The organism is Achromobacter sp., assembly GCF_049647645.1.
In the GTDB taxonomy this organism is placed as follows: domain Bacteria; phylum Pseudomonadota; class Gammaproteobacteria; order Burkholderiales; family Burkholderiaceae_B; genus Achromobacter.
The window spans coordinates 60,789-79,844 of the sequence record NZ_JBARYB010000046.1 but is presented as its reverse complement, the minus strand read 5'-3'; the positions used below and the strand labels follow the sequence as shown (position 1 = coordinate 79,844).

At 65.5% G+C, this 19,056-nt stretch carries 21 protein-coding genes and 1 pseudogene; 9 read left to right on the top strand and 13 right to left on the bottom strand.

Annotated elements, in window-relative coordinates; all coding sequences use genetic code 11:
* Positions 1 to 426: pseudogene (locus WBB14_RS04630) on the top strand (deacylase); the annotation flags it as partial.
* Positions 427 to 451: 25 nt separating this feature from the next.
* Positions 452 to 1,540, top strand: a complete 1,089-nt coding sequence (locus tag WBB14_RS04625; protein ID WP_424238767.1) for a LacI family DNA-binding transcriptional regulator — start codon at positions 452 to 454, stop codon at positions 1,538 to 1,540.
* A gap of 24 nt (positions 1,541 to 1,564) precedes the next feature.
* Here WBB14_RS04625 and WBB14_RS04620 read toward each other — a convergent pair whose 3' ends face one another.
* The gene (locus WBB14_RS04620; RefSeq protein WP_424238766.1) at positions 1,565 to 2,383 is read right to left on the bottom strand and encodes a 2-keto-4-pentenoate hydratase; all 819 of its coding nucleotides are present in this window, start codon (positions 2,381 to 2,383) and stop codon (positions 1,565 to 1,567) included.
* Positions 2,384 to 2,496: 113 nt separating this feature from the next.
* Between WBB14_RS04620 and WBB14_RS04615 the strand changes: the two genes are divergently transcribed.
* The 3 genes from WBB14_RS04615 to ycaC all read left to right on the top strand — a co-directional run bounded on the left by WBB14_RS04615 (position 2,497) and on the right by ycaC (position 4,922).
* Positions 2,497 to 3,444 carry a LysR substrate-binding domain-containing protein gene (locus tag WBB14_RS04615; protein WP_424238765.1) on the top strand — a complete coding sequence of 316 codons (948 nt, stop codon included), beginning with the start codon at positions 2,497 to 2,499 and terminating at the stop codon, positions 3,442 to 3,444.
* 114 nt (positions 3,445 to 3,558) lie between these two features.
* Positions 3,559 to 4,236: a hydrolase gene (locus tag WBB14_RS04610; RefSeq protein WP_424238764.1), complete on the top strand. Its 678-nt coding sequence runs from the start codon at positions 3,559 to 3,561 to the stop codon at positions 4,234 to 4,236.
* Between the two features lie 59 nt (positions 4,237 to 4,295).
* Positions 4,296 to 4,922 (top strand): isochorismate family cysteine hydrolase YcaC, encoded by a 627-nt coding sequence (gene ycaC / locus WBB14_RS04605; protein ID WP_332011956.1) that lies wholly within the window; start codon positions 4,296 to 4,298, stop codon positions 4,920 to 4,922.
* Between the two features lie 79 nt (positions 4,923 to 5,001).
* On the opposite strand, the gene WBB14_RS04600 is transcribed toward ycaC, so the two are convergent.
* Positions 5,002 to 6,150, bottom strand: a complete 1,149-nt coding sequence (locus tag WBB14_RS04600) for a sterol desaturase family protein (RefSeq protein ID WP_424238763.1) — start codon at positions 6,148 to 6,150, stop codon at positions 5,002 to 5,004.
* Between the two features lie 253 nt (positions 6,151 to 6,403).
* On the opposite strand from WBB14_RS04600, the gene WBB14_RS04595 reads away from it, so the two are divergent.
* Entirely contained in the window at positions 6,404 to 6,628 is a 225-nt protein-coding gene (locus WBB14_RS04595; RefSeq protein WP_424238762.1) for a YdcH family protein, read from the top strand.
* A 178-nt stretch (positions 6,629 to 6,806) separates the two neighbouring features.
* The gene (locus WBB14_RS04590) at positions 6,807 to 7,409 is read left to right on the top strand and encodes a LysE/ArgO family amino acid transporter (protein ID WP_424238761.1); all 603 of its coding nucleotides are present in this window, start codon (positions 6,807 to 6,809) and stop codon (positions 7,407 to 7,409) included.
* Between the two features lie 26 nt (positions 7,410 to 7,435).
* Here WBB14_RS04590 and WBB14_RS04585 read toward each other — a convergent pair whose 3' ends face one another.
* The 11 genes from WBB14_RS04585 to WBB14_RS04535 form a co-directional block, all read right to left on the bottom strand.
* Positions 7,436 to 7,750, bottom strand: coding sequence for a hypothetical protein (locus WBB14_RS04585; protein ID WP_424238760.1), 315 nt, complete (start codon positions 7,748 to 7,750; stop codon positions 7,436 to 7,438).
* A 97-nt stretch (positions 7,751 to 7,847) separates the two neighbouring features.
* Positions 7,848 to 8,558, bottom strand: a complete 711-nt coding sequence (locus WBB14_RS04580; protein WP_424238759.1) for a GntR family transcriptional regulator — start codon at positions 8,556 to 8,558, stop codon at positions 7,848 to 7,850.
* 189 nt (positions 8,559 to 8,747) lie between these two features.
* Entirely contained in the window at positions 8,748 to 9,164 is a 417-nt protein-coding gene (locus WBB14_RS04575) for a PaaI family thioesterase (RefSeq protein WP_424238758.1), read from the bottom strand.
* Complete coding sequence (locus WBB14_RS04570) at positions 9,161 to 10,168, bottom strand: zinc-binding dehydrogenase (protein WP_424238757.1); 1,008 nt, start codon at positions 10,166 to 10,168, stop codon at positions 9,161 to 9,163. The genes WBB14_RS04575 and WBB14_RS04570 overlap by 4 nt, the downstream gene beginning before the upstream one ends.
* Positions 10,165 to 11,709 carry a class I adenylate-forming enzyme family protein gene (locus WBB14_RS04565; RefSeq protein WP_424238756.1) on the bottom strand — a complete coding sequence of 515 codons (1,545 nt, stop codon included), beginning with the start codon at positions 11,707 to 11,709 and terminating at the stop codon, positions 10,165 to 10,167. Before WBB14_RS04565 ends, WBB14_RS04570 begins: the two co-directional genes overlap by 4 nt.
* Positions 11,706 to 12,803 (bottom strand): M14 family metallopeptidase, encoded by a 1,098-nt coding sequence (locus WBB14_RS04560; RefSeq protein ID WP_424238755.1) that lies wholly within the window; start codon positions 12,801 to 12,803, stop codon positions 11,706 to 11,708. Before WBB14_RS04560 ends, WBB14_RS04565 begins: the two co-directional genes overlap by 4 nt.
* A 20-nt stretch (positions 12,804 to 12,823) precedes the next feature.
* Positions 12,824 to 13,606, bottom strand: coding sequence for an ABC transporter permease (locus WBB14_RS04555; RefSeq protein ID WP_424238754.1), 783 nt, complete (start codon positions 13,604 to 13,606; stop codon positions 12,824 to 12,826).
* A gap of 9 nt (positions 13,607 to 13,615) precedes the next feature.
* The gene (locus tag WBB14_RS04550) at positions 13,616 to 14,449 is read right to left on the bottom strand and encodes an ABC transporter ATP-binding protein (protein ID WP_424238753.1); all 834 of its coding nucleotides are present in this window, start codon (positions 14,447 to 14,449) and stop codon (positions 13,616 to 13,618) included.
* Positions 14,450 to 14,467: 18 nt separating this feature from the next.
* Positions 14,468 to 15,556 (bottom strand): ABC transporter substrate-binding protein, encoded by a 1,089-nt coding sequence (locus WBB14_RS04545; protein ID WP_424238752.1) that lies wholly within the window; start codon positions 15,554 to 15,556, stop codon positions 14,468 to 14,470.
* Positions 15,557 to 15,634: 78 nt separating this feature from the next.
* On the bottom strand, positions 15,635 to 16,561 hold the full coding sequence (locus WBB14_RS04540) for a VOC family protein (protein WP_424238751.1): 927 nt from the start codon (positions 16,559 to 16,561) through the stop codon (positions 15,635 to 15,637).
* A 254-nt stretch (positions 16,562 to 16,815) separates the two neighbouring features.
* A complete protein-coding gene (locus WBB14_RS04535) occupies positions 16,816 to 17,727 on the bottom strand; it encodes a LysR family transcriptional regulator (RefSeq protein ID WP_424238750.1) in 912 nt (303 codons plus the stop codon).
* A 262-nt stretch (positions 17,728 to 17,989) separates the two neighbouring features.
* On the opposite strand from WBB14_RS04535, the gene WBB14_RS04530 reads away from it, so the two are divergent.
* On the top strand, positions 17,990 to 18,766 hold the full coding sequence (locus WBB14_RS04530) for a 5-oxoprolinase subunit PxpA (protein WP_424238749.1): 777 nt from the start codon (positions 17,990 to 17,992) through the stop codon (positions 18,764 to 18,766).
* A 40-nt stretch (positions 18,767 to 18,806) separates the two neighbouring features.
* Positions 18,807 to 19,049 (top strand): acetyl-CoA carboxylase, encoded by a 243-nt coding sequence (locus WBB14_RS04525; protein ID WP_424238748.1) that lies wholly within the window; start codon positions 18,807 to 18,809, stop codon positions 19,047 to 19,049.
* Positions 19,050 to 19,056: the final 7 nt, after the last annotated feature.

Genomic DNA, 19,056 nt, shown 5'->3' with positions numbered 1-19,056 from the left:
GGCATCAGCGGCGAATTCGGCGGCGGCGGCACGCTGACGCCGGCGACGCTGGCCGCCACCCAGCGCGCCATCGACAATCTGCTGCAGAAGCTGGGCGTGACCGACGCACCGCTGCTCGGCCCGCACGCGCCCGGCGCGCCCGCCATGCAGCTGCTGGAGCTGGACAGCCACGAGCAGAACATCTTCGCCACTCGCCGCGGCTGGTTCGAGCCGGCGGTCGACATCGGTGCGACTGTCAACAAGGGCGATGTCGCCGGCTACTACCACGACCTCAACCAGCTGGACGCGGAAGAGGAAACCCTGCGCTTCCAGCAGTCGGGCATCGTCATTTCCCGACGCCTGCATACCGACTGCGAATCCGGCGACAGCCTGATCCAGGTTGCGCGTCCGGTCGGCCAGGCTGATATCCTGGCGGCTGCCGCCTGACCCCGGAACAATCAGAAGAAATCGCATGACCCACCGGCCCGCGCCTCCTTCCGCCCCCACCTATGACGACGTGCTGCGCGTGCGTCCCGAGGGCGCCGCCGCGCCCGCGCGCGCGGCCGCCCCCGCGAAGCCGCCGCGCATCGAGGAAGTGGCCAGGCTGGCCGGGGTGTCGCCCATCACCGTGTCGCGGGCCTTGCGCCAACCCGAGAAAGTGGCGCAGGAAAAGCGCGACCGCATCCTCCAGGTGGTGGCGCAGACCGGCTATGCCTCCAATCCGCATGCGCGGGCCTTGCGCTCCGGGCAGTCCAGCGTGGTGGCGGCCTTCGTCTCCAACATCCTCAGCCAGCAGTTCGCGCTGGCGGTGCAGGGCTGCGCCGAAGTGCTGGAACCGCAGGGCTACCAGCTCATGGTGGGACAGACCTCGTATTCCTACGCCAAGGAAACCAGCATGATCGCGTCGCTACGCGCCTTGCGGCCGGCGGCGGTGCTGTTCACCGGTGTCATCGAACTCGAGGAAAACCGCCAGTCGCTGCGCGAGCTGGGCATCCCCATCATGGAGACCTGGGCCTATCCGCGCGATCCCATCGACATGCTGGTGGGTTTTTCCAACTACGACGGCGGCGTCATGGCCGCGCGCCACCTGGCCGCGCGCGGCTACCGGCGCGTCGCCTTCGTGGCCCGCCAGGGCGGCCGTGGCGACTTGCGCCGCCAGGGCTTCAACGCCGCCGCCACCGAGCTGGGCCTGCAGGTGGTGGCCGAACTGGCCGTGGACAATGCGCAGACCATCGCCGACGGACGCGCGGCCTTCACCCGCCTGCTCGCCATGGGCCAGGCCTTCGACGCCGTGTTCTGCGCCAACGACCTGCTGGCGGTGGGCGCGCTGTTCGAGGCGCGCGACCGCCAACTCGCCATTCCGCGCGACGTCGCCATCCTGGGTTTCGGCGATACCGACATCGCCAGCGAAATCGAGCCGGGCCTGACCACCATAGGCGTGGACAGCCGCAAGCTTGGCGCGCGCGCCGGGGAACTGCTGCTGCAGCGCCTGAATGGCGGCGCGCCTGCAGCGCGCCAGGAAGTGTTTCCGCTGACGCTCAACCAGCGCGCCAGCGCCTAGGTTTTCGGGCCGGCCGGCCCGCAGTCATTCGTCGAACACGATACGCAAGCCCGGCAGGCCGATGCCGGTCAGCGTGGTGCTCCATGTTTCGCCCGGATGCACCGGCCAGGCCTTGGTCAGCGTGCCGGTCGTGACCAGTTCGCCCGCCTGGATCGCCTCGTCGGCCGGCCGCTCCGCCACTACCGCCAGTAGATGGGCCAGCGCCGCCAGCGGACTGCCCAGCACATTGGCGCCAGCCCCGGTTTCGCGGAGGACGCCGTTGCAGGACAGGTCCACCCGGAAGTTCGCCAACCGTTCGATCAGCCCCGGTCCGAGCTCGGCCGGCTCCATGAGCGGCCCGACGAACAGCGCACCATGCAAGGCGTTGTCCGCCACGGTGTCGGCGGCCTGGAATTGCCAGGCGGGATAGTGTGATTGCACCAGCTCAAAGCCGTGGGCAATCCAGTCCACGCACTCCAATATTGCGGCCGGATCCCGCGTCTGCGGCGGCGTGGCATGAAAGTGCAGCACGATCTCCGGCTCGATGCGCGGCTCGACATAGCGGCCCAGGCGGCAATGGACCTCACCGCTGTCGTCGTAGATCGCGCTGTGCTCATAGACGCGCCCCCATACCGGAAAGTCCACGCCCAGCGCCGCCCACATCGCGGCATTGGTGAACCCGATCTTGCGGCCGACGAGCAGCGCGCCTTCCGCCAGCCGCGCCTGGTGGATCCGCGCGGCCACGTCATAGGCGGAGTCCAGATCGAAGCGCGGCCGCCTGGCCGTGGGCGGCGCGAGGTAAGCGGCATGATCCTGCGCCGCCTTGATTTCGCGCGCGAGCGCCGCGGGGTCGGAAGCTGGCATGGTGGCTCCTGAGGATAGGCTCAAATGTAAAAGAAAACCTGCCCGCGCAGTACCGCTGCCGTTATATGCTCCCCCTCTGACGTCCTATTTTCAGAACAGTTGGGGGAAGCGCGATGCACGACTTGAATGACCTTTATTACTTCGTCCAGGTCGTCAAGAATGGCGGCTTCGCGCCTGCGGGACGGGCGCTCGACGTACCCAAGTCCCGCCTCAGCCGGCGCATCGCGCTGCTGGAAGACCGGCTGGGCGTGCGGCTCATCCAACGTTCCACGCGCAGCTTCGCCGTGACCGAATTGGGTCAGGAATATTACGAGCAATGCCTGTCGATGCTGGCGGGCGCGGAAGCGGCCCAGGAAGTCATCGACCGCACCCGGGCCGAGCCGCAAGGCACGATACGCATGAGCGCGCCGCCCGCGCTGATCTACTACTTCCTGGGCGATCTGGTGGCCCGCTTCATGGTCCGCTGCCCCAAGGTCCACGTTTACTTGAAGAGTTTCAGCCGGCCGGTGGACGTGCTGCGCGAGGGCTTCGACATCGCCGTGCGCGTGCGCTTCGGCCCCATCGAAAGCAGCGACCTCATCATGAAGCCCCTGGGCATGAGCTGCCAGTGCCTGGTGGCCAGTCCAGCGCTGGCGCGCAGCATCGCGCTGCCCGCGGATCCCCACGCCCTGAGCGAATTGCCCACGCTGGCGCTGGGCACCGAACAGCGCGAATCCCATTGGCGGCTGGACGGGCCGGACGGCGCGCGCATCGTCGTGCCGTTCACGCCGCGCCTGGTGACGGACGACATGCTGGCCCTGAAACAGGCCGCCTTGCGCGGCGTGGGCGTGGTCGCCCTGCCCCTGCTGATGATCCGCGACGAACTGGACGCGGGCACCCTGGTGGACGTAGGCGCTCCCTGGCAGCCGGAGGCCGGCAGCGTGCACGCCATTTTTCCGTCGCGCCGCGGCCTGCTGCCCGGCGTGCGGGAACTGCTGGACTTCCTCAGTTCGGAATACCAGGAAGTGGCCAAGCGCGAACATGACACGCAGCTGCGCCACAAGCTGCCCACCTTGAAGTAGCTCCAGGGCTGGGCCAGCGTTCGACGAGTGGGACGCAGAAACCCATTTTCCCCGCCTACCCAGCAGCCCGCGTTGCTCCTAGCATGGTTAGCCCCACCTCACCTGGAGCACACCATGAGCGTCCCCGCCAACTTCAACGGCCAGCGCCCCGTCATCGATCCCAACGATGCCGCCATGCTGCTGATCGATCATCAAAGCGGTCTGTTCCAGACGGTTGCCGACATGCCAATGACCGAGCTACGCTCGCTGGCCGGCGCGCTGGCCTCCATGGCCACCCTGGCAAAGCTGCCTGTCATCACCACCGCCTCCGTGCCGCAAGGCCCCAACGGCCCCCTGATACCGGAAATCCACGAAAACGCCCCGCACGCGAAATATGTCGCGCGCAAAGGTGAAATCAATGCCTGGGACAATCCTGAATTCGTCGCGGCGGTCAAGGCGACCGGCCGCAAAACCCTGATCATTGCCGGCACCATCACCAGCGTGTGCATGGCGTTCCCCGCCATCAGCGCGGTGGCCGAAGGCTACAAGGTCTTCGTGGTGGTCGACGCCTCGGGCACCTACAGCAAGATGGCCCAGGAAATCACCCTGGCGCGCGTGGTGCAGGCCGGCGTCGTGCCCATGGACACGGGCGCCGTCGCAGCCGAGCTGCAAAAGACCTGGAACCGCGAAGACGCCGCCAAGTGGGCCGAGGTCTATACCAAGATCTTCCCGCCCTACCAGTTGCTGATCGAAAGCTACAACCGGGCCCAGGAAGTCATTCAGAAAGGCGAAACGCTCGATTCCCAGCGCTAAGTCGCCATCCGATTTTTTCCGCGTGCCGCGAGGCGCGCAATTCCCTCATGGAGTATGCAATGACCAAGCCCTATGTGAAACTCGACAAGACCCAAGCCGCGGTGCTGCTGGTCGACCACCAGGTGGGCCTGCTGTCCCTGGTCCGGGACTTCCAGCCCGACCAGTTCAAGAACAACGTCCTGGCGCTGGCCGACCTGGCCGAATATTTCAAACTGCCCACCATCCTGACCACCAGCTTCGAAGACGGCCCCAACGGCCCGCTGGTGCAGGAACTGAAGGACAAATTCCCCAAGGCGCCCTACATCGCCCGTCCGGGCAACATCAACGCCTGGGACAACGAAGACTTCGTCAAGGCCGTCAAGGCTACCGGCAAGAAGCAGTTGATCATCGCCGGCGTCGTCACCGAAGTCTGCGTGGCGTTTCCGGCGCTGTCGGCCCTGGAAGAAGGCTTCGACGTGTTCGTCGTCACCGACGCGTCCGGCACCTTCAATGAAGTGACCCGCAACGCCGCCTGGAGCCGCATGGAGCAGGCTGGCGCGCAACTGCTGAGCTGGTTCGGCGTGGCTTGCGAGCTGCACCGCGACTGGCGCAACGACATCGAAGGCCTGGGGACGCTGTTCTCCAACCACATCCCCGACTACCGCAACCTGATGGCGGCCTACTCCACCGTCAAGGGCAGCAAGTAATGCCCCCGCCGGCCGCGCCCAGGCGCTGAGCCGGCTTGCGGCATCCTCCGCGGCGGCGCGCATCGGGCGCGCCGCCGTTTCATTTCTTGCGGACGAACGGGTAGGCCTGCTGCGCCAGGAAGGTGCCTGGCATGTCATTGTCCAGGATGCCGTAGTTCTCGGGCAGGCGCTTGCTCACGCCGCGCACCGCCGTGCCAAATGCATAATCGATGAACGAGAAGTGGGCGGCATAGTTACGGTCAATCGCCTCGGTATCCGACGAGTGGTGCCAGTGATGCGAGTCCGGCGTCACGATGATGTAACGCAGCCAGCCCCAGGGCAGCCTGACATTGGAATGGATCAGCACCGCCTGGAAGCCGACGATGATGATGTAGGCGTCCAGCACCGGCTTGGAAAAGCCCAGCGCGAACAGCACGCCCAGCACGGCGACCCGGGTGATGAGCAATTCGACGATATGCAGGCGTGAACCGGCCAGCCAGTCCAGCGTGCGAGTGCTGTGATGCACCGCGTGGATGCGCCACAGGAACGGCACCTCGTGATACGCGCGATGCGCCGCGTACTGCACCAGATCCGCCACCAGCACGGCCAGGAACAGCTCCGCCAGATAAGGCAGCGACACGATCGCCTGCTGCAGGGGCTCGTAGGCAGCCCAGGAAAACAGCCGGTGCACGAAGAAGTTGATGCACAGCAGCACCGCCCCCACCGACAGGTGGTTGAACAGGAAGTGCTTCATGTCCACCTGCCATTGCCCGCGGAAAACCGGTTGCCCTGGATACAAGGGGAACAGCTTCTCGAAAATGATGAACACGGTGCTGGAAGCCAGCAAGTCCAGGATGAACCAGTCCAGCCCCAGGTAGGGGTGGTTGCCGGTATTGGACGACGTCACCACCACGTTGCTGCCGCCCGCGGCCACCGCCCCGCACACCAGCACGAAGGCCGCGATGTTCAGCCAGCGCTGACGGCCAAGCACCGTGTTGGCCAGCGCGATCGTGCCCGACACCAGCAGCGCCCCGAACAGCAGGCCGCGCATCACGTCCACGTTATAGAAGCTGCGCAGCTCCGGCGTGGTGAGGTAGGCGGGAAAGTGGAACGCCAGGACGCCCAGCACCGCCAGGATCGCCAGGAACAGCGCAATCACGCCGCTCATCATGCCCGTTCCCGGGTGGATCCTGCCGTCCTGCTTGAAAAGCTCGAAGACCTGGCGAAGGATGGACGCGCGCTGATTCATTTCAAATTGATGGCAGACCACGGGGAAGCGAGTGTATCGCCGGGGACGGATCTGCATGTAAGCAAAGGTGATCAGCCGCGACAGAATCAGTGCAGGCCGGGCTTGCGCGACATCAATCCGCTGGGTGGCCGCGGCCGCGCGGGCGGTTGACAACGGCGCGGGCTTGGCGTGTCATGGAATCGAAAGCTTTATGGATCATCAGGTTCCCCGGTTCCCCGCAGTGCCCATCAACCGGTTCTTTAAAGAGGCCCCTATGTTCCCTGAATACCGTCACCTCATTACCCAACTGAAATCCGAAAACGCGCATTTCTCCGCGCTGTTCCAGCGTCACAACGACCTGGACCAGGAAATCAAGAACATGGAGGCCGGCATCCAGCCGGCGTCGGGCAACGAGGTCGAAGTGCTCAAGAAGGAGAAACTGCACTTGAAGGACAAGCTGTACGGCATCCTGCGCGCTGCCGAGCAGGGCGGCAGCTGAGTTCACCGCAACGCTTCGGGCGGCATCGGACCACTCCGGTCCCGTGCCGCCATCGCCGGCTCCTTCTCACCGGCGGAATGCGTCTAGAAAATTAGCAAAACTGAATATGGATTAGGATAATTAGTTTTCCTAATCTTTTGGCAAAGGCTAGTCTGTCGCCCTTCCCTGAAGGGTATCGATGACCACCGCCTACATCCCCGGCTTCCTGCTCGGCCTGAGCCTCATCATGGCGATCGGCGCGCAGAACGCGTTCGTCCTGCGCCAAGGACTGCGCCAGGAGCACGTCTTTGCCGTCTGCCTGACCTGCGCCCTATCCGACGCCATCCTGATCGGCGCCGGGGTGGCCGGTTTCGGCCTGGCGGTCGGCGCCCTGCCCTGGCTGGAACCCGCCTTGCGCTATGGCGGCGCCCTGTTCCTGTTCGCCTACGCCGCGCGCAGCCTGCGGTCGGCGCTGCGCGCCCGCCATGACAGCCTGACGCCGTCATCCACCCAGACGGTGGGACGCGCCGCCGCGCTGGCGACCTGCCTGGCCCTGACCTGGCTCAATCCCCACGTGTACCTGGACACGGTGGTCCTGCTGGGGTCGGTATCCAGCCAGTACGACGGCCACAAGACCGCCTTCGCGCTGGGCGCGATTTCGGCCTCGTTCGCTTTCTTCTTTGCCCTGGGCTATGGGGCGCGCCTGCTGCGGCCCATCTTCGCCAATCCCAATGCCTGGCGGGTGCTGGATGGCTGCGTCGCCGCGGCCATGTTCGCCATCGGGCTGAAGCTGGTGCTCTGACCGCCCGGGCCGCAGCCCCTGCCGGTTTACCGGTTCTTGCCCGACCCGGCGGACGCGTTCACGTAGTCCTTCACCGTGCGGTCCTTGTTGAAGATCACCGTCAAGGTCTGCTGGTTGTCCATCGCGCCATAGGCGCTGTTGTTGAAATAGAACCAGGTCGCCGTGGTCAGTCCGTCCCGATTCACGCTCTGCGAACGTGGCGGGCCGTAGTCCCGCAGCATCTCGTCGTAGGTCGTAACGTTGAGCTTGATGGCTGCCACCTTCGACTCGGTCAGCAGGTCGCCGGAACTGCTGGCGCAGCCCGTCACGATGGCGGCCACGAAAAGCAAGGACGTTCTCATTTTTTTCCCCGGTCTGGCGGGCCGCAAGCTGCGGCCGGCGTGTTGGCGTATTTCGGCTCAGCCGGATTAGAACCCAAAACGCGGCGGCTGTAGGGTTTCAGGCGTCGTGACGGTCCTCGGCGCCGTCAAGGTAGATCCGGGCCAGCCCTTGCGCGATCGATTCCTTGATCTGTTCGGTGCGCTTGGAGATATGGCTGCGCAGATTCTGCTGCGCCGTCTTGAGGTCGCCCGCGCGCAGGGCAGCCAATATCGCCGCATGCTCGGCCTGGGTCTTGTCGCGTCCGACGCGCTCCATGTTGATCCAACGGATGAAGCGGATGCGCTCGTTCACGTTGTCCAGCACCCGCTGCAATTCCTGGTTGCCCGACATCTCCGCCAGCATCTGGTGAAAGGTCTCGTCCAGGTGCACCAGTTCCGTGACCGGCAAGTCGGGCGACTTGCCGCGGCTTTCCCCCAGGAATGCCTCCAGCGCGTCCAGCTTCTGCGGGCTGGCGCGCTCGAAGGCCAGCTGCAGGCAGGCGATCTCCAGCACTTCGCGGGTCTCGTAGAGATCGATCATTTCCTTGACGTTCAACTGGCGCCGTATGTAGCCGCGACCGGCTTCCGCCAGGAAGCCATCGCGCGCAAGCAGGTGCAGGGCCTCCCGCACCGGCGTGCGGCTGACGCCCAGGCGTTCGGCCAGGGCGACCTCGTTAAGGCGCTCGCCGGGTTTGATTTCATAGGAGATCACCATCTCGCGCAGTTTTTCCAGCACGTGCGAGAAAGCGCGTCGACCTTTTTCCGCCGGTTCAATGCTTGTCATGTTCATTGTTTTCGTCTTGGGCTGCGGACGCCTGCGTCGGCCACCGGCCATCATGGCGGGAGACGGCGCAGCGGCGAGCGGATCACGTTCGCCGCGGCTGCGAATTCGACCTCGATCAGAGGGGGGCAAGCGGTCTTGATTGTAATGGCTCCAGACGTGTCGCGCGCCGGCGGCCGGGCCGGCCGCCGGCGCCGTTCAGGATGGTGTCGCGAAGTTGGCGCGGCCCACTGCCACCAGCTTGTCGGCGTCGTCGCGCACCTCCACATCCGACACGCAAATGCTCTTGCCCATGCGCAATACCCGGCCCGTGGCGCGCAGGCTGGTGTTGGTGGCCGGACGCAAGTAGTCGGTGCGGAAATTGATGGTGGCCAGCGGCTTGCCCAGCATCATCATCAGCACGTACTGGCCGACCGCGTCTATCATCGCCGCGATCACGCCGCCATGGAATTGGCCGCTGCCCGCCATGCGCTCGAACTCCGGACGCAGCTTCATCTGCATCACGATCTCCTGCTTGTCGTAGTCGGCGGACAGCACCGTGAGCCCCATGAAGCTGTTGAACGGAGCTTTCTGCAGACGCTGCTGCATTTCTTCGATGGTCATCGCTTCGCTCATGGCGTCACCACCACTTTGCCCATGACCTCGCGGTCCTCGATGAGGCGCAGCGCTTCACCGGCCTCGTCCAGGCTCAGCACGCGGTCCACCGGCACCTGCATCTTGCCGGACTGCACCAGCGCCAGCAGGGCGTCCAGGTCCTCGCGCATCCAGCCGTTGGAGCCGCGGATGTTCAGCTCGAAGGTCCAGATGAAGCGCAGGTCGGTCTGCGGGTCGTAGCCTGCGGTGGCGCCGCAGGTCAGCAGGCGGCCGCCGCGCCGCAGGCAACGCATGGACTTGACCCAGGTATCGCCGCCGGTGAAGTTCACGGCGACGTCGACGCCGCCGTCGAACTTGCGGCGGTGCGGCTTGCCATAAAGTTCGTAGACCCCCTTGGCGAAGTCCGCTTGCGAGTAGTTGATGACATGGTCGGCGCCCAGTTCGCGCAGGCGCTGCATCTTGGACTCGCTGCTGGCGCAGGCGACGACCTCCGCGCCCGCGATCTTCGCCAGCATCACGCAACCCACGCCCACGCCGCCGCTGGCGCCCAGCACCAGGACTTTTTCGCCGGCCTGGACCTGGCCTATCGTGTGCATCATCCGATAGGCAGTGCCGAAAGCCACCGGCAACGCGGCGGCCTGCTCGTAGCTGACGCCTTCCGGGATGCGGATCAACTGGTGCTCCCGCGCCTTGCACAGTTCCGCCAGGCCGCCATGGACGGTTTCCCCCATCAGGCCGCCCTCGGCCCGGTTGATGGGATCGACCAGCACCCGGTCGCCGACCGCCCAACCCTCGACGCCCGCGCCGACCTCGACGATCTCGCCCGCCACGTCCAGGCCCATGATCACCGGAAACTCCAGCTTGATGCCCGGCATGCCCCGACGCGTGAACACGTCGTGATAGTTGATCGAAGTCGCCTTGACCCGCAAGATCACGTCGCCCGCGCCCGCCTTCGGATCGGGGAACGCGGGGTCATATTGCATGACGTCCGGACCGCCATGTCCGTGTATGACTACTGCCTTCATGGATGCTCCTTGCTCTGATGGAGGATGGGTGGGTTGAACATCAGCTCGGCGGCCAGCAACGCGGCGGCCTTGCGGTTGACCTTGCCCGTGCTGCTGACGGGCATCTCATCGACGAAGCGCACCGCCCGCGGGTGCTGGTAGGCCGGCCCATGGGCCAGCGCGTGCTCCTTGACCTCGCGTTCGGAAAGCGCCGCATCAGGCCGCAGCACCACCAGCGCGACGGGCTTCATGCCCTTGAGCGTGTCGGGCAGCGGCACCACGCAAGCCTGGAAGATGGCGGGATGGCGTTCCAGCATCTTCTCGACTTCACCGGGGTAGATGTTTTCGCCCGCGCACACGAACATGTCGTCGGCCCGGCCCACGAAGTAGTGAAAGCCGTTCTCGTCGCGGCGCATCACATCGCCGGTGATGTAGAAACCGTCATCCGTCATGGCCGCCGCAGTCTGCTGCGGCAAACCGTGATAGCCCAACATCAGGGCCTCGGAGCGGACCTGCAGCACGCCTGCGGCGGCATCGACGTTGTCGCCATCGACCAGCCTGGACAGCACCGCCTGGTGCGGATACCCAACGGACAGTACCGGCTGCGCCAGGCCGTCGGGATGCGGACCGAACACCAGCGCCCCGGTTTCGGTCGCACCGTAGCCATTGCCGATGGCCGCGTGCGGAAACATGGCGCGCGCGCTGTCGGCGATGCGCTGCGTGAGCGGCTCCGACCCCAACCGCACCATGGTGACCGAGGACCGGTTTGTCTGCGCCACCAGCGCCGTCTCGCGCGCGAGCAAGGCAATCATGGTGGGTATCGCGGTCAGCCAGGTACAGCGATAGGCCTGTATCGCGTCCAGGTAGCTGGCGGGTTCGAACTGCGGCAGCAGCACCAGGCTGCCTTGGCCCGCGAGCGCGAGCTTGACGGTGTTGAGCGCATTCATGTGATACAGGGGCGCCGCCACCAGGAAACGGTGAGGTGAGTAGTCGGTGGCCGCGATGCGCTGGCGCACTGTCCAGAGATAGCCGGCGTGCGACAGCATCACGCCCTTGGGACGGCCGGTGGAACCGGACGTGTAAAGGAACAGGGCGGCCTGCCCGGGCGCCGCAGGCTCGGCCTCCCATGGCCCCGGAGACAGGAACGCGTCATAGCCGCCGGGTCCGTCCGCGCCGAATTCGACCACCGGCAACTGCGCGGCGCAGGCCACGCGTCGCGGCCCGTCGCAGAACGCCAGCGTGGCGCCACAGTCCTTCAGGATGAATGCGATGCCCGCGGCGGCCAGCCGGTGGTTGACCGGCACGGCAACCAGGCCGGCCCGCATGATCCCCAGATAGGCGGCCAGGAACTCCATGCGGTTGGCCGACAGGATTGCCACGCGCGCGCCAGAGGCCAGGCCGCGCGCCCGCAGCCCGCGAGCCACGCCGTCCGCCTGCGCCTCAAGTTCGCCATAGGTATAGACACGCGCCCCCGACTCGCCGCCGAGGTCGATCAGCGCAACGGCGTTCGCGTCCCGCGCCGGCGAAAACAGCGCGCCCAGGTTGGCGGATGCGGCCATCATGCATCCTTCCAGGCCGCCAACCCCTCCACGGCCTGCCGCGTGATCTCCTGCGAGTGGCGCAGCGTGTCCTCGCGCCAGATCTGGTCTACCGGACAGAACGAGTCCAGCAGATCCGCCCGCAGCATCTCATAGCGCTCGCTGGCCGGATCCGCCTTGAATTTCAACCACAGGTCCAGACGCAGCAGGCGGCGCATGTGCCAACCGCGCGTGCCGAACTCGATCACGGCGCCGCACATCGGCACGTCCCCCAGGAAAGACTGCACGCCATAGAACAGCAAACCCTGATAGTTCGGGCGTGACTTGCCGTGTGGGCGCTGGCCGACGATGCGCTCCCGGCCCCACCACTGCACCGCCTGGTCGTGCAGCGGCCCGCCCTCTGCGTTGAAGCAAAGGAAGAACGGTTCGCCGTATCCGCCGATGCCCGTGTGCCAGTCGATCAGGGCGACCTTGTCCGCGCCGGCAAGGTGGTCGCGGACGATGCGCTCCAGCGTCAGGTTGGACCACTCCCGTCCATGGCCGCCATAGTTCAGGCCGTCCGGATGCGAGTATTGGCCGCGCGCCAGCGTGTCGTACAGGCGGTCCTCGCCATGGCTGGCCGAGAAATCATCCATGGCCTGCTGAGCGGCCGCCACGTCCGCACGGCTCCATTCCTCGCGCAGCAGCAGCGGATGCAGCAGCGCATAGTCGGGATTGGCGGGCGGCGCAGCGTCATGTCCGATGAAATTGCGGTTCAGGTCCACGTTGTTTTCGGTCGTGCGGCTCAGGTGCGCAAAGCCCCAGGGATTGATGGCGTGCACCATGATCACCGCCACGTCCGGATCCAGCGCCGCGGGACCGTCACCCAGCATCCACGCGATCTGCGCCGCCGAGCCGAAAAAGCCTTCGAGCCCATGCGTGCCGCTGACCACCAGCAAGCGGCGCGGCGCGTCGGCGCGGCCGAAGCAGGCCACATCCGTGAACAGCGCCCGGCCGTCCGGGGCCCGGGCCGCGTTGTGCGGGTACTCGGCCAGGCGCGCGCCCGCCTGGACAGCCGCGGCGCGGAACTTGTCGCGCGCCCGGCCATAGTCGAGCGCGTAGCATTGGTGGAACTCCATGGATACGCTCTCCTGTATGCCTATTCGGCCTGTATCGTGGCAGAGGTGGACTTGTCCCAGAACACCAGCTTGCGGTGCAGGAAACGGATCAGGTTGGTGCCGGTCAGGCCGATGAAGACCAGGCTGAACAGGCAGGCGAACATGGTGGCAACGTCCATGTTGACCGAGGCCGACTGGATCAGGTAGCCCAGCCCCTTGCTGGAAGAGATGAACTCCGACACCACCGCGCCGATCAGGCTGAGCACCACCGATATCTGCAGGCCGGCAAAGATATGGCCCGATGCGGCCGGCAGCTTGACGTGGAAGAACACATGGCTGCGCGAGGCGCCGAAGGCCTTCATCAGGTCCAGCATGGCCGGGTCGGCCTGGCGTATGCCCACCACCGTATTGATGAACATCGGAAAAAAGCTCATCAAGGCCACCATGACCACCTTGGAGGCCATCCCGAAACCGAACCAGACCAGCAGCAAGGGCGCAATCGCCACTTTCGGCGTGGACTGCAGGGCAATGATGTAAGGGTAGATGAACTGTTCGAAGGTCTCGGACTCTGCAAGTATGGTTCCCACCACCAGGGCCAGCCCGCAACCGATAAGGTAGCCGTACACGGTGCTTTGCAGCGTAAACAGGAAGTGCGGCCAATACTGGCCGTCGATGTAGCCGGTCTTGAGCGCCCGCAGCACGGACTCCGGCGTGGGCAGCAGGTAGTTGGGGACCGAGAACACCCGGATGCTGACGAACCACAGGATCACCAACAGCGCGCCGGTGATCAGCGGGTAGAGCATGGACTTGATGGATCTGGACACGAGCGCCCCCTAGTCGAAATGCACCAACTGGTCGAACAGTTCCCGCAGCTCGGCGCACAGGCGCGTGAACTCGGGGTCGTTGAGCGTCGCCAGCGTCCGCGGGCGCGGCAGGTCCACGGCAACTTCGCGGATGATGCGGCCGGGCCGCGCGGACATCACCACGATCCGGTCCGACAGGAAAACGGCTTCGGCGATGCTGTGCGTGATGAACAGGGCCGACTTGCGCGTAGCCATCCAGATGCGCTGCAGCTCGATGCTCATGCGGTCGCGGGTCATCGTGTCCAGCGCCGAGAACGGCTCGTCCATCAGCAGCAAGGCTGGGTCGTGCACCAGGCCGCGCGCGATGCCGACCCGCTGCTGCATGCCGCCTGAAAGTTCGCTGGGATAGTTGTTCGCAAACTTCTCCAGCCCCACCAGGCGCAACAATTCGAGCGCCCGGGCGGTGCCGGCTTCCGTATCCTTGCGCAAGGCGCGGATTGGCACCAGCACGTTATCGAGCACCGTCTTCCATGGCAGCAGCGTGGGTTGCTGGAAGACGATGCCAACGTCGCCGCGCGGCTTGTCGATGGGCGTGCCGCTGAGCAGCGCCTTGCCGCTGGAAGGCGTCAGCAGGCCGCTGAACACCTTCACCAGCGTGGACTTGCCGCAGCCGGACGGACCCAGCACCGACACGAATTCGCCGGCGCCAAGTTGCAGCGACAGATTGTCGACGGCGGTAATCGGCCCCTTGCTGCTGCGGTAGACCACGCTCACGTTGTCGGCCGTCAGCAGGGGACGGCCGGCGTCGCCCGGGCGCGCGGGCGACCGCCCGCCTTCGACCAGGGATAGGTTCAAGGAATTCATAGGAGTTCCGGCTCGTGTCTACTTGAGCTGCTGGGCCGCGGCCACCACCGCCGCGGCGTCGAAGTCGTTGATGTCCTTGACGAACTGGTTGGTGTAGAGCGGCTTGACGTCCACATTCCCGGTGCTCAGCTGTCCGCCTTCGTACAGCACCTCGACATAATCCTTCCAGGACTGTTCGGTGTAATAGCCCATCTTCCCGACGCCCTGCTCCGGCAGCATGGTGGCCAGGCGCACCTTCAGGATCTGCACGGCGTCCGCCAGTTTTTTCTCATCGGTCCCCTCGGCCGGCTTGGTGGCCGGATACAGGGTCCAGAAGTTCTTCACGCAGGCTTCGGGATTGGCGTTGCAGGCGACCACGCCCTTGGCGGCCGCGCGCGCGAACGCGACCACCAGTTCGGGTTTTTCACGCAAGGTATCTTCGTGCGCTATCCAGCCGCTGGAGAACAGTTCGCGATAGTTCTGCCCCATGGGCAGGCGGCGCAGCTCGACGCCCATCTGCTCGATCTGCACGTGGAAGGTATCGAACAGGTTCAGCGCCTGCACCTTGTCGTCGCTGATCGCGCGCAGCGCCGTCGCGCCCACGCCCACCGGCACGAACTCGTAGTCGCGCTGCAGTTCCAGGCCGATCTTCTTCATCATCGCCTTGGTGACCGCCAGGTTGCCCCAGGACATGGCGCCCACGCCTATCTTCTTGCCTTTCAACTCGGCCAGCGACTGGACCGGACTGTTCTTGGTGACGACCACATCGAACGGCGACAGGTAGATGCCGTTGTAGAACATCTTGACCGGCAGGGGATCGCGGCCCGGCTGGCGCGAAATCACCAGCGGATCCGGCGTGATCCAGCCGAAGGTGATGTGCTTCTGCGTGACCTGCGGCAGCATCACCGCGGCCCCCTGGAAGAAGGTCGCCTGGACATCCAGGCCCGCTTCCTTGAAGTAGCCCATCCCTACCGCCATCAGCGTCGGGGCGTTGGAAAGCGAAATATTGGTGCCGTAGGCAAAAGTCACTTTCTCTGCCGCATTCGCTGCGCCGGCCAAGGCCAAGGCCGCGGCTCCTGCCAGGATGCTCCGCCGCACGCGGCGCTTCGGATTTGCGATACCTATCATGCTGCTGCTCCTGTTATTGAAGTACTAGCTGGATATCGGTACTGCGGACTGCCTGCCGGTTCAGCGCTCCCCGACGCCTCAGGGGAAGGCCGCGCCGGCGCCAGCGCAGAATATGAGGCTTGCGCCGCCCGCATGCCCGGCCGCCACCGCCAGCCGATCGCCGGCGCGGCGGTAGGGAACCTGATTGGCATCCAGCACAGCGGCGGCGCGCGACAGGTCGGCCACTTCCACGGCCAGGGCAGCCGGGAACGGCAGGGCCGCGACCTCACATCCCGGCAAACGCGCATCCAGCGCGTCGCGCTCTGCCAGGCCCAGGCATCCCGAGCGCAAGCGGAACCAGGCTTCGCCTCCGCGCCGCAGGCAGGCTACGCCCAGGTAGCGCTCATAGCGCGCCGCCGCCTCGTCCAGGTCATCGACGGCGACAATGGCCGCCGCCAGCGCACGGGCGCCGTTCGGATGCGACAGGTAGCGTTCCTGCCAAAGCAATTCGGGGGTCTCGTGGCGCAGGGTCAGGATCAAGCCTTCTGGCATGGCGGCGCGCGGCGTGCGCACCTGGCTGAACCGCGCCAGTTTCGGGCCTTGCTGCGCGCCTATGTAGCGTTGCAGCACGCCAGGCTCGGCCGCGAAGCCGGCCTCGCGCAGCGCCGCGATGCGCAGCTCGGGCTGGGCCGTGTCGAAGGCGATGATGTGCATGCCCGCATAGCGGGCCAGGCCGTCGGGGATGCCGCGCAAGTCCAGCGCCGGATCCACCACGGCGACCAACTCGATGTAGCCATGGCCGAGCATGGCGCAGCGGTTGGCGATGCCGGCCTTGACCACCTCGCGCGTGACGGCATGCGTGCCGGAATGCTGCGACAACGGCGTCAACTGGAAACCCAGCCGCTCGTACAAGGCCGCCGCCGCCCCCATGTCGTGCGCGTATAGCCCCACGTGGTCCAGGCCGACGGGATCCGGGCCTGCCGATTCCGCGTTCGCCTGGATTCGGGCGCCGTGGAGCTGCGTCATGGATATTCCTTCTTCTCTTTGTATGGGCTGCTACCAACTCGGGAAGGCCAGAAGCGGCACGGCAGGCCCGGCTTCTGTTCACATCAATGCATACATTGATATATACATCAGTGAATATTCAAACGGCAATCGTTTTGCGGCTCGCCGGCATGAGGGATTTCACGGGGTAGCGTGGGCGTGCGGCGCCCCTGCCGCCAGGCGCCATCGGCCTGGCGGATCGATATCGACGACGTGTCTATGCAGCGCGCGAGCCTTCAGCCCGCGCCGCCCCGCTGCGCCATGTAGGCATGCCGGAAGTAATCCCTCACCACCTGCATGGCGGGCGAAACTTCCGCGCCCCGGCGCCAGGCCAGCCCCACGTTCATGGGCGGGATCGGGTCCTTGAGCTGGACCGTCTCGATGCGGCGACCTTCCAGCGACCAGGGCCGGTAGACCATGTCCGACAGCAGCGCCACGCCGCTGCCGTTGGCCACCATGCTGCGCACCGCTTCGACCGACGAGGTGCGCAGCCGCACGTCGGGCTTGAACGGCGTTTCGTTCCAGTAGCGCAAGGCGGTGTAGGCGGCCTCGTCCACGGTCAGCATGATGAAGGGTTCGCGCGAAACATCCTCCAGCGTCACCGCATCCGCCGCCAGCAGCGGATGCCTGGCGGGCAACCACAGGCGCCGCGGCGAGCCGAAGAAGTGTTCCACCGCCAAGTCAGGGTTGGCGACGTTGGAGGTCAGCAGCACCGCCATGTCGTAGCGGTTCGCGATCAGGCCTTCCTCGATGGCGCTGCGATTCAGTTCGTGCAGCTGGATGTCCAGGCGCGGATACTGCTGCGACAGCCGCTGCAGGTGATACGGCAGGAAGTAGCCGATCACCGTGTAGGACGCCGCCAGCAACAGGCGGCCCGAAACCTCTTCCGCCGCCGCCGGCATGCGCAAGGCTTCGTCGACCGAGGACAGGATGTTGTAGGCGTGGTTGAGGAAGGTGCGGCCGCTATGGGTCAGCGTCACGCCGTGCGCGCCGCGCACGAACAGGGCCGTGCCCACCGTTTCCTCCAGTTCGCGGATGGCGCTGGTGATGGCCGACTGCGATATCGCCAGCTGGATCGCCGCCTGTGAAATCTGGCCGAGTTCAGCCGCCGCGATGAAGTATTTGAGCTGGCGCAGGGTAATCGACATGGCTAGCCTTATCTATTAAATCGATATATTGGCACCAGGATATCTGCTAATTCTTCCAAAAACCCTGTCGGCTCGATCAGGGGTATCCCTTATTTTTCATAGGGCATGCAAACAAAATCAGGCAGCGGCGCGAGAGATATTTATCTGAAAAACAGATATCAATGAATCAATAAAAAGATCTTTTTATCCCTCCCCGGCTTGGCTAATGTTCACGTCACACGCCGCGTCGAATGCGGCGAGCAACGCGAAGGAGCCACCCGCAATGAGCAAGCGCAGCATCGACCTCAACTCGGACATGGGCGAAGGATTCGGCCCGTGGACCATCGGGGACGGCGTGGACGACGCGATCATGCCCTTGATCAGTTCGGCCAACATCGCCACGGGCTTCCATGCCGGCGATCCGCGCATCATGAACCGCACGGTGCTGCAGGCCCGCGAACACGGCGTCTGCATCGGCGCCCACCCGGGCTTTCGCGACCTGGTGGGTTTCGGCCGGCGGGACATCCGCGAAAGCGCCGAAGCGCTGGTGCATGACATCGTCTATCAGCTGGGCGCCCTGCGCGAGTTTGCCCGCCTGCACGGCCTGCGGCTGCAACACGTGAAGCCGCATGGCGCGCTTTACATGCAGGCCGCCCGCGACGAAACCCTGTCCCGGCGTCTGATCGAAACGCTGCAGGAACTGGAGCCTACGCTGGCGCTTTACTGCATGGAAAGTTCGGTCACCTACCGCCTGGCGCGGGAGCTGAACCAGCCCGTGGTGCGCGAGTTCTACGCCGACCGCGACTACGACGCCAGCGGCTCCATCGTCTTCACCCGCTACACGCAGCCGCTGGACCCCGCCCAGGTCGCCGAAAAAGTGCTGCGCGCCTGCTCCGAGGGACGGGTGCGCACGGTCGAAGGTGAGGACATCGCCATCGATTTCGACTCCGTCTGCATCCACAGCGACACGCCGGGCGCCCTGTCGCTGGTGCGCGCCACCCGCGAAAAGCTGGAGCGCCACGGCATCCGGATCGCGCCTCCCAGCGTGACCGGCCCCTGAACCGCAAGCCCCCCCCGAACAGTATTCCAAGGAGAAAACCATGCCGTTGCACGATATTCCCAGTCCCCTGCCCGGAACCTTCTATCGCCGCCCGAGCCCCGGCGAAGCGCCTTTCGTGGAGCCGGGCGCCACGGTGGCCGCCGGCGCCGTGATCGGTATCGTCGAGGTCATGAAGCAGTTCAACCAGATCGAAACGCCCACAGGCGGCGTGGTGGCCGAGATCCTGGTCGAAGATGGCGAGCCGGTGGAAGCCGGGCAGCCCCTGTTGCGCATCGAGGGATAGGCCGCGC

Bases quoted from the DNA above. Each gene is read 5' to 3' on its own strand.
- WBB14_RS04625 (WP_424238767.1), top strand. From the start codon at position 452: ATGACCCACCGGCCCGCGCCTCCTTCCGCCCCCACCTATGACGACGTG.
- WBB14_RS04620 (WP_424238766.1), bottom strand. From the start codon at position 2,383: ATGCCAGCTTCCGACCCCGCGGCGCTCGCGCGCGAAATCAAGGCGGCG.
- WBB14_RS04615 (WP_424238765.1), top strand. From the start codon at position 2,497: ATGCACGACTTGAATGACCTTTATTACTTCGTCCAGGTCGTCAAGAAT.
- WBB14_RS04610 (WP_424238764.1), top strand. From the start codon at position 3,559: ATGAGCGTCCCCGCCAACTTCAACGGCCAGCGCCCCGTCATCGATCCC.
- ycaC (WP_332011956.1), top strand. From the start codon at position 4,296: ATGACCAAGCCCTATGTGAAACTCGACAAGACCCAAGCCGCGGTGCTG.
- WBB14_RS04600 (WP_424238763.1), bottom strand. From the start codon at position 6,150: ATGAATCAGCGCGCGTCCATCCTTCGCCAGGTCTTCGAGCTTTTCAAG.
- WBB14_RS04595 (WP_424238762.1), top strand. From the start codon at position 6,404: ATGTTCCCTGAATACCGTCACCTCATTACCCAACTGAAATCCGAAAAC.
- WBB14_RS04590 (WP_424238761.1), top strand. From the start codon at position 6,807: ATGACCACCGCCTACATCCCCGGCTTCCTGCTCGGCCTGAGCCTCATC.
- WBB14_RS04585 (WP_424238760.1), bottom strand. From the start codon at position 7,750: ATGAGAACGTCCTTGCTTTTCGTGGCCGCCATCGTGACGGGCTGCGCC.
- WBB14_RS04580 (WP_424238759.1), bottom strand. From the start codon at position 8,558: ATGAACATGACAAGCATTGAACCGGCGGAAAAAGGTCGACGCGCTTTC.
- WBB14_RS04575 (WP_424238758.1), bottom strand. From the start codon at position 9,164: ATGAGCGAAGCGATGACCATCGAAGAAATGCAGCAGCGTCTGCAGAAA.
- WBB14_RS04570 (WP_424238757.1), bottom strand. From the start codon at position 10,168: ATGAAGGCAGTAGTCATACACGGACATGGCGGTCCGGACGTCATGCAA.
- WBB14_RS04565 (WP_424238756.1), bottom strand. From the start codon at position 11,709: ATGATGGCCGCATCCGCCAACCTGGGCGCGCTGTTTTCGCCGGCGCGG.
- WBB14_RS04560 (WP_424238755.1), bottom strand. From the start codon at position 12,803: ATGGAGTTCCACCAATGCTACGCGCTCGACTATGGCCGGGCGCGCGAC.
- WBB14_RS04550 (WP_424238753.1), bottom strand. From the start codon at position 14,449: ATGAATTCCTTGAACCTATCCCTGGTCGAAGGCGGGCGGTCGCCCGCG.
- WBB14_RS04545 (WP_424238752.1), bottom strand. From the start codon at position 15,556: ATGATAGGTATCGCAAATCCGAAGCGCCGCGTGCGGCGGAGCATCCTG.
- WBB14_RS04540 (WP_424238751.1), bottom strand. From the start codon at position 16,561: ATGACGCAGCTCCACGGCGCCCGAATCCAGGCGAACGCGGAATCGGCA.
- WBB14_RS04535 (WP_424238750.1), bottom strand. From the start codon at position 17,727: ATGTCGATTACCCTGCGCCAGCTCAAATACTTCATCGCGGCGGCTGAA.
- WBB14_RS04530 (WP_424238749.1), top strand. From the start codon at position 17,990: ATGAGCAAGCGCAGCATCGACCTCAACTCGGACATGGGCGAAGGATTC.
- WBB14_RS04525 (WP_424238748.1), top strand. From the start codon at position 18,807: ATGCCGTTGCACGATATTCCCAGTCCCCTGCCCGGAACCTTCTATCGC.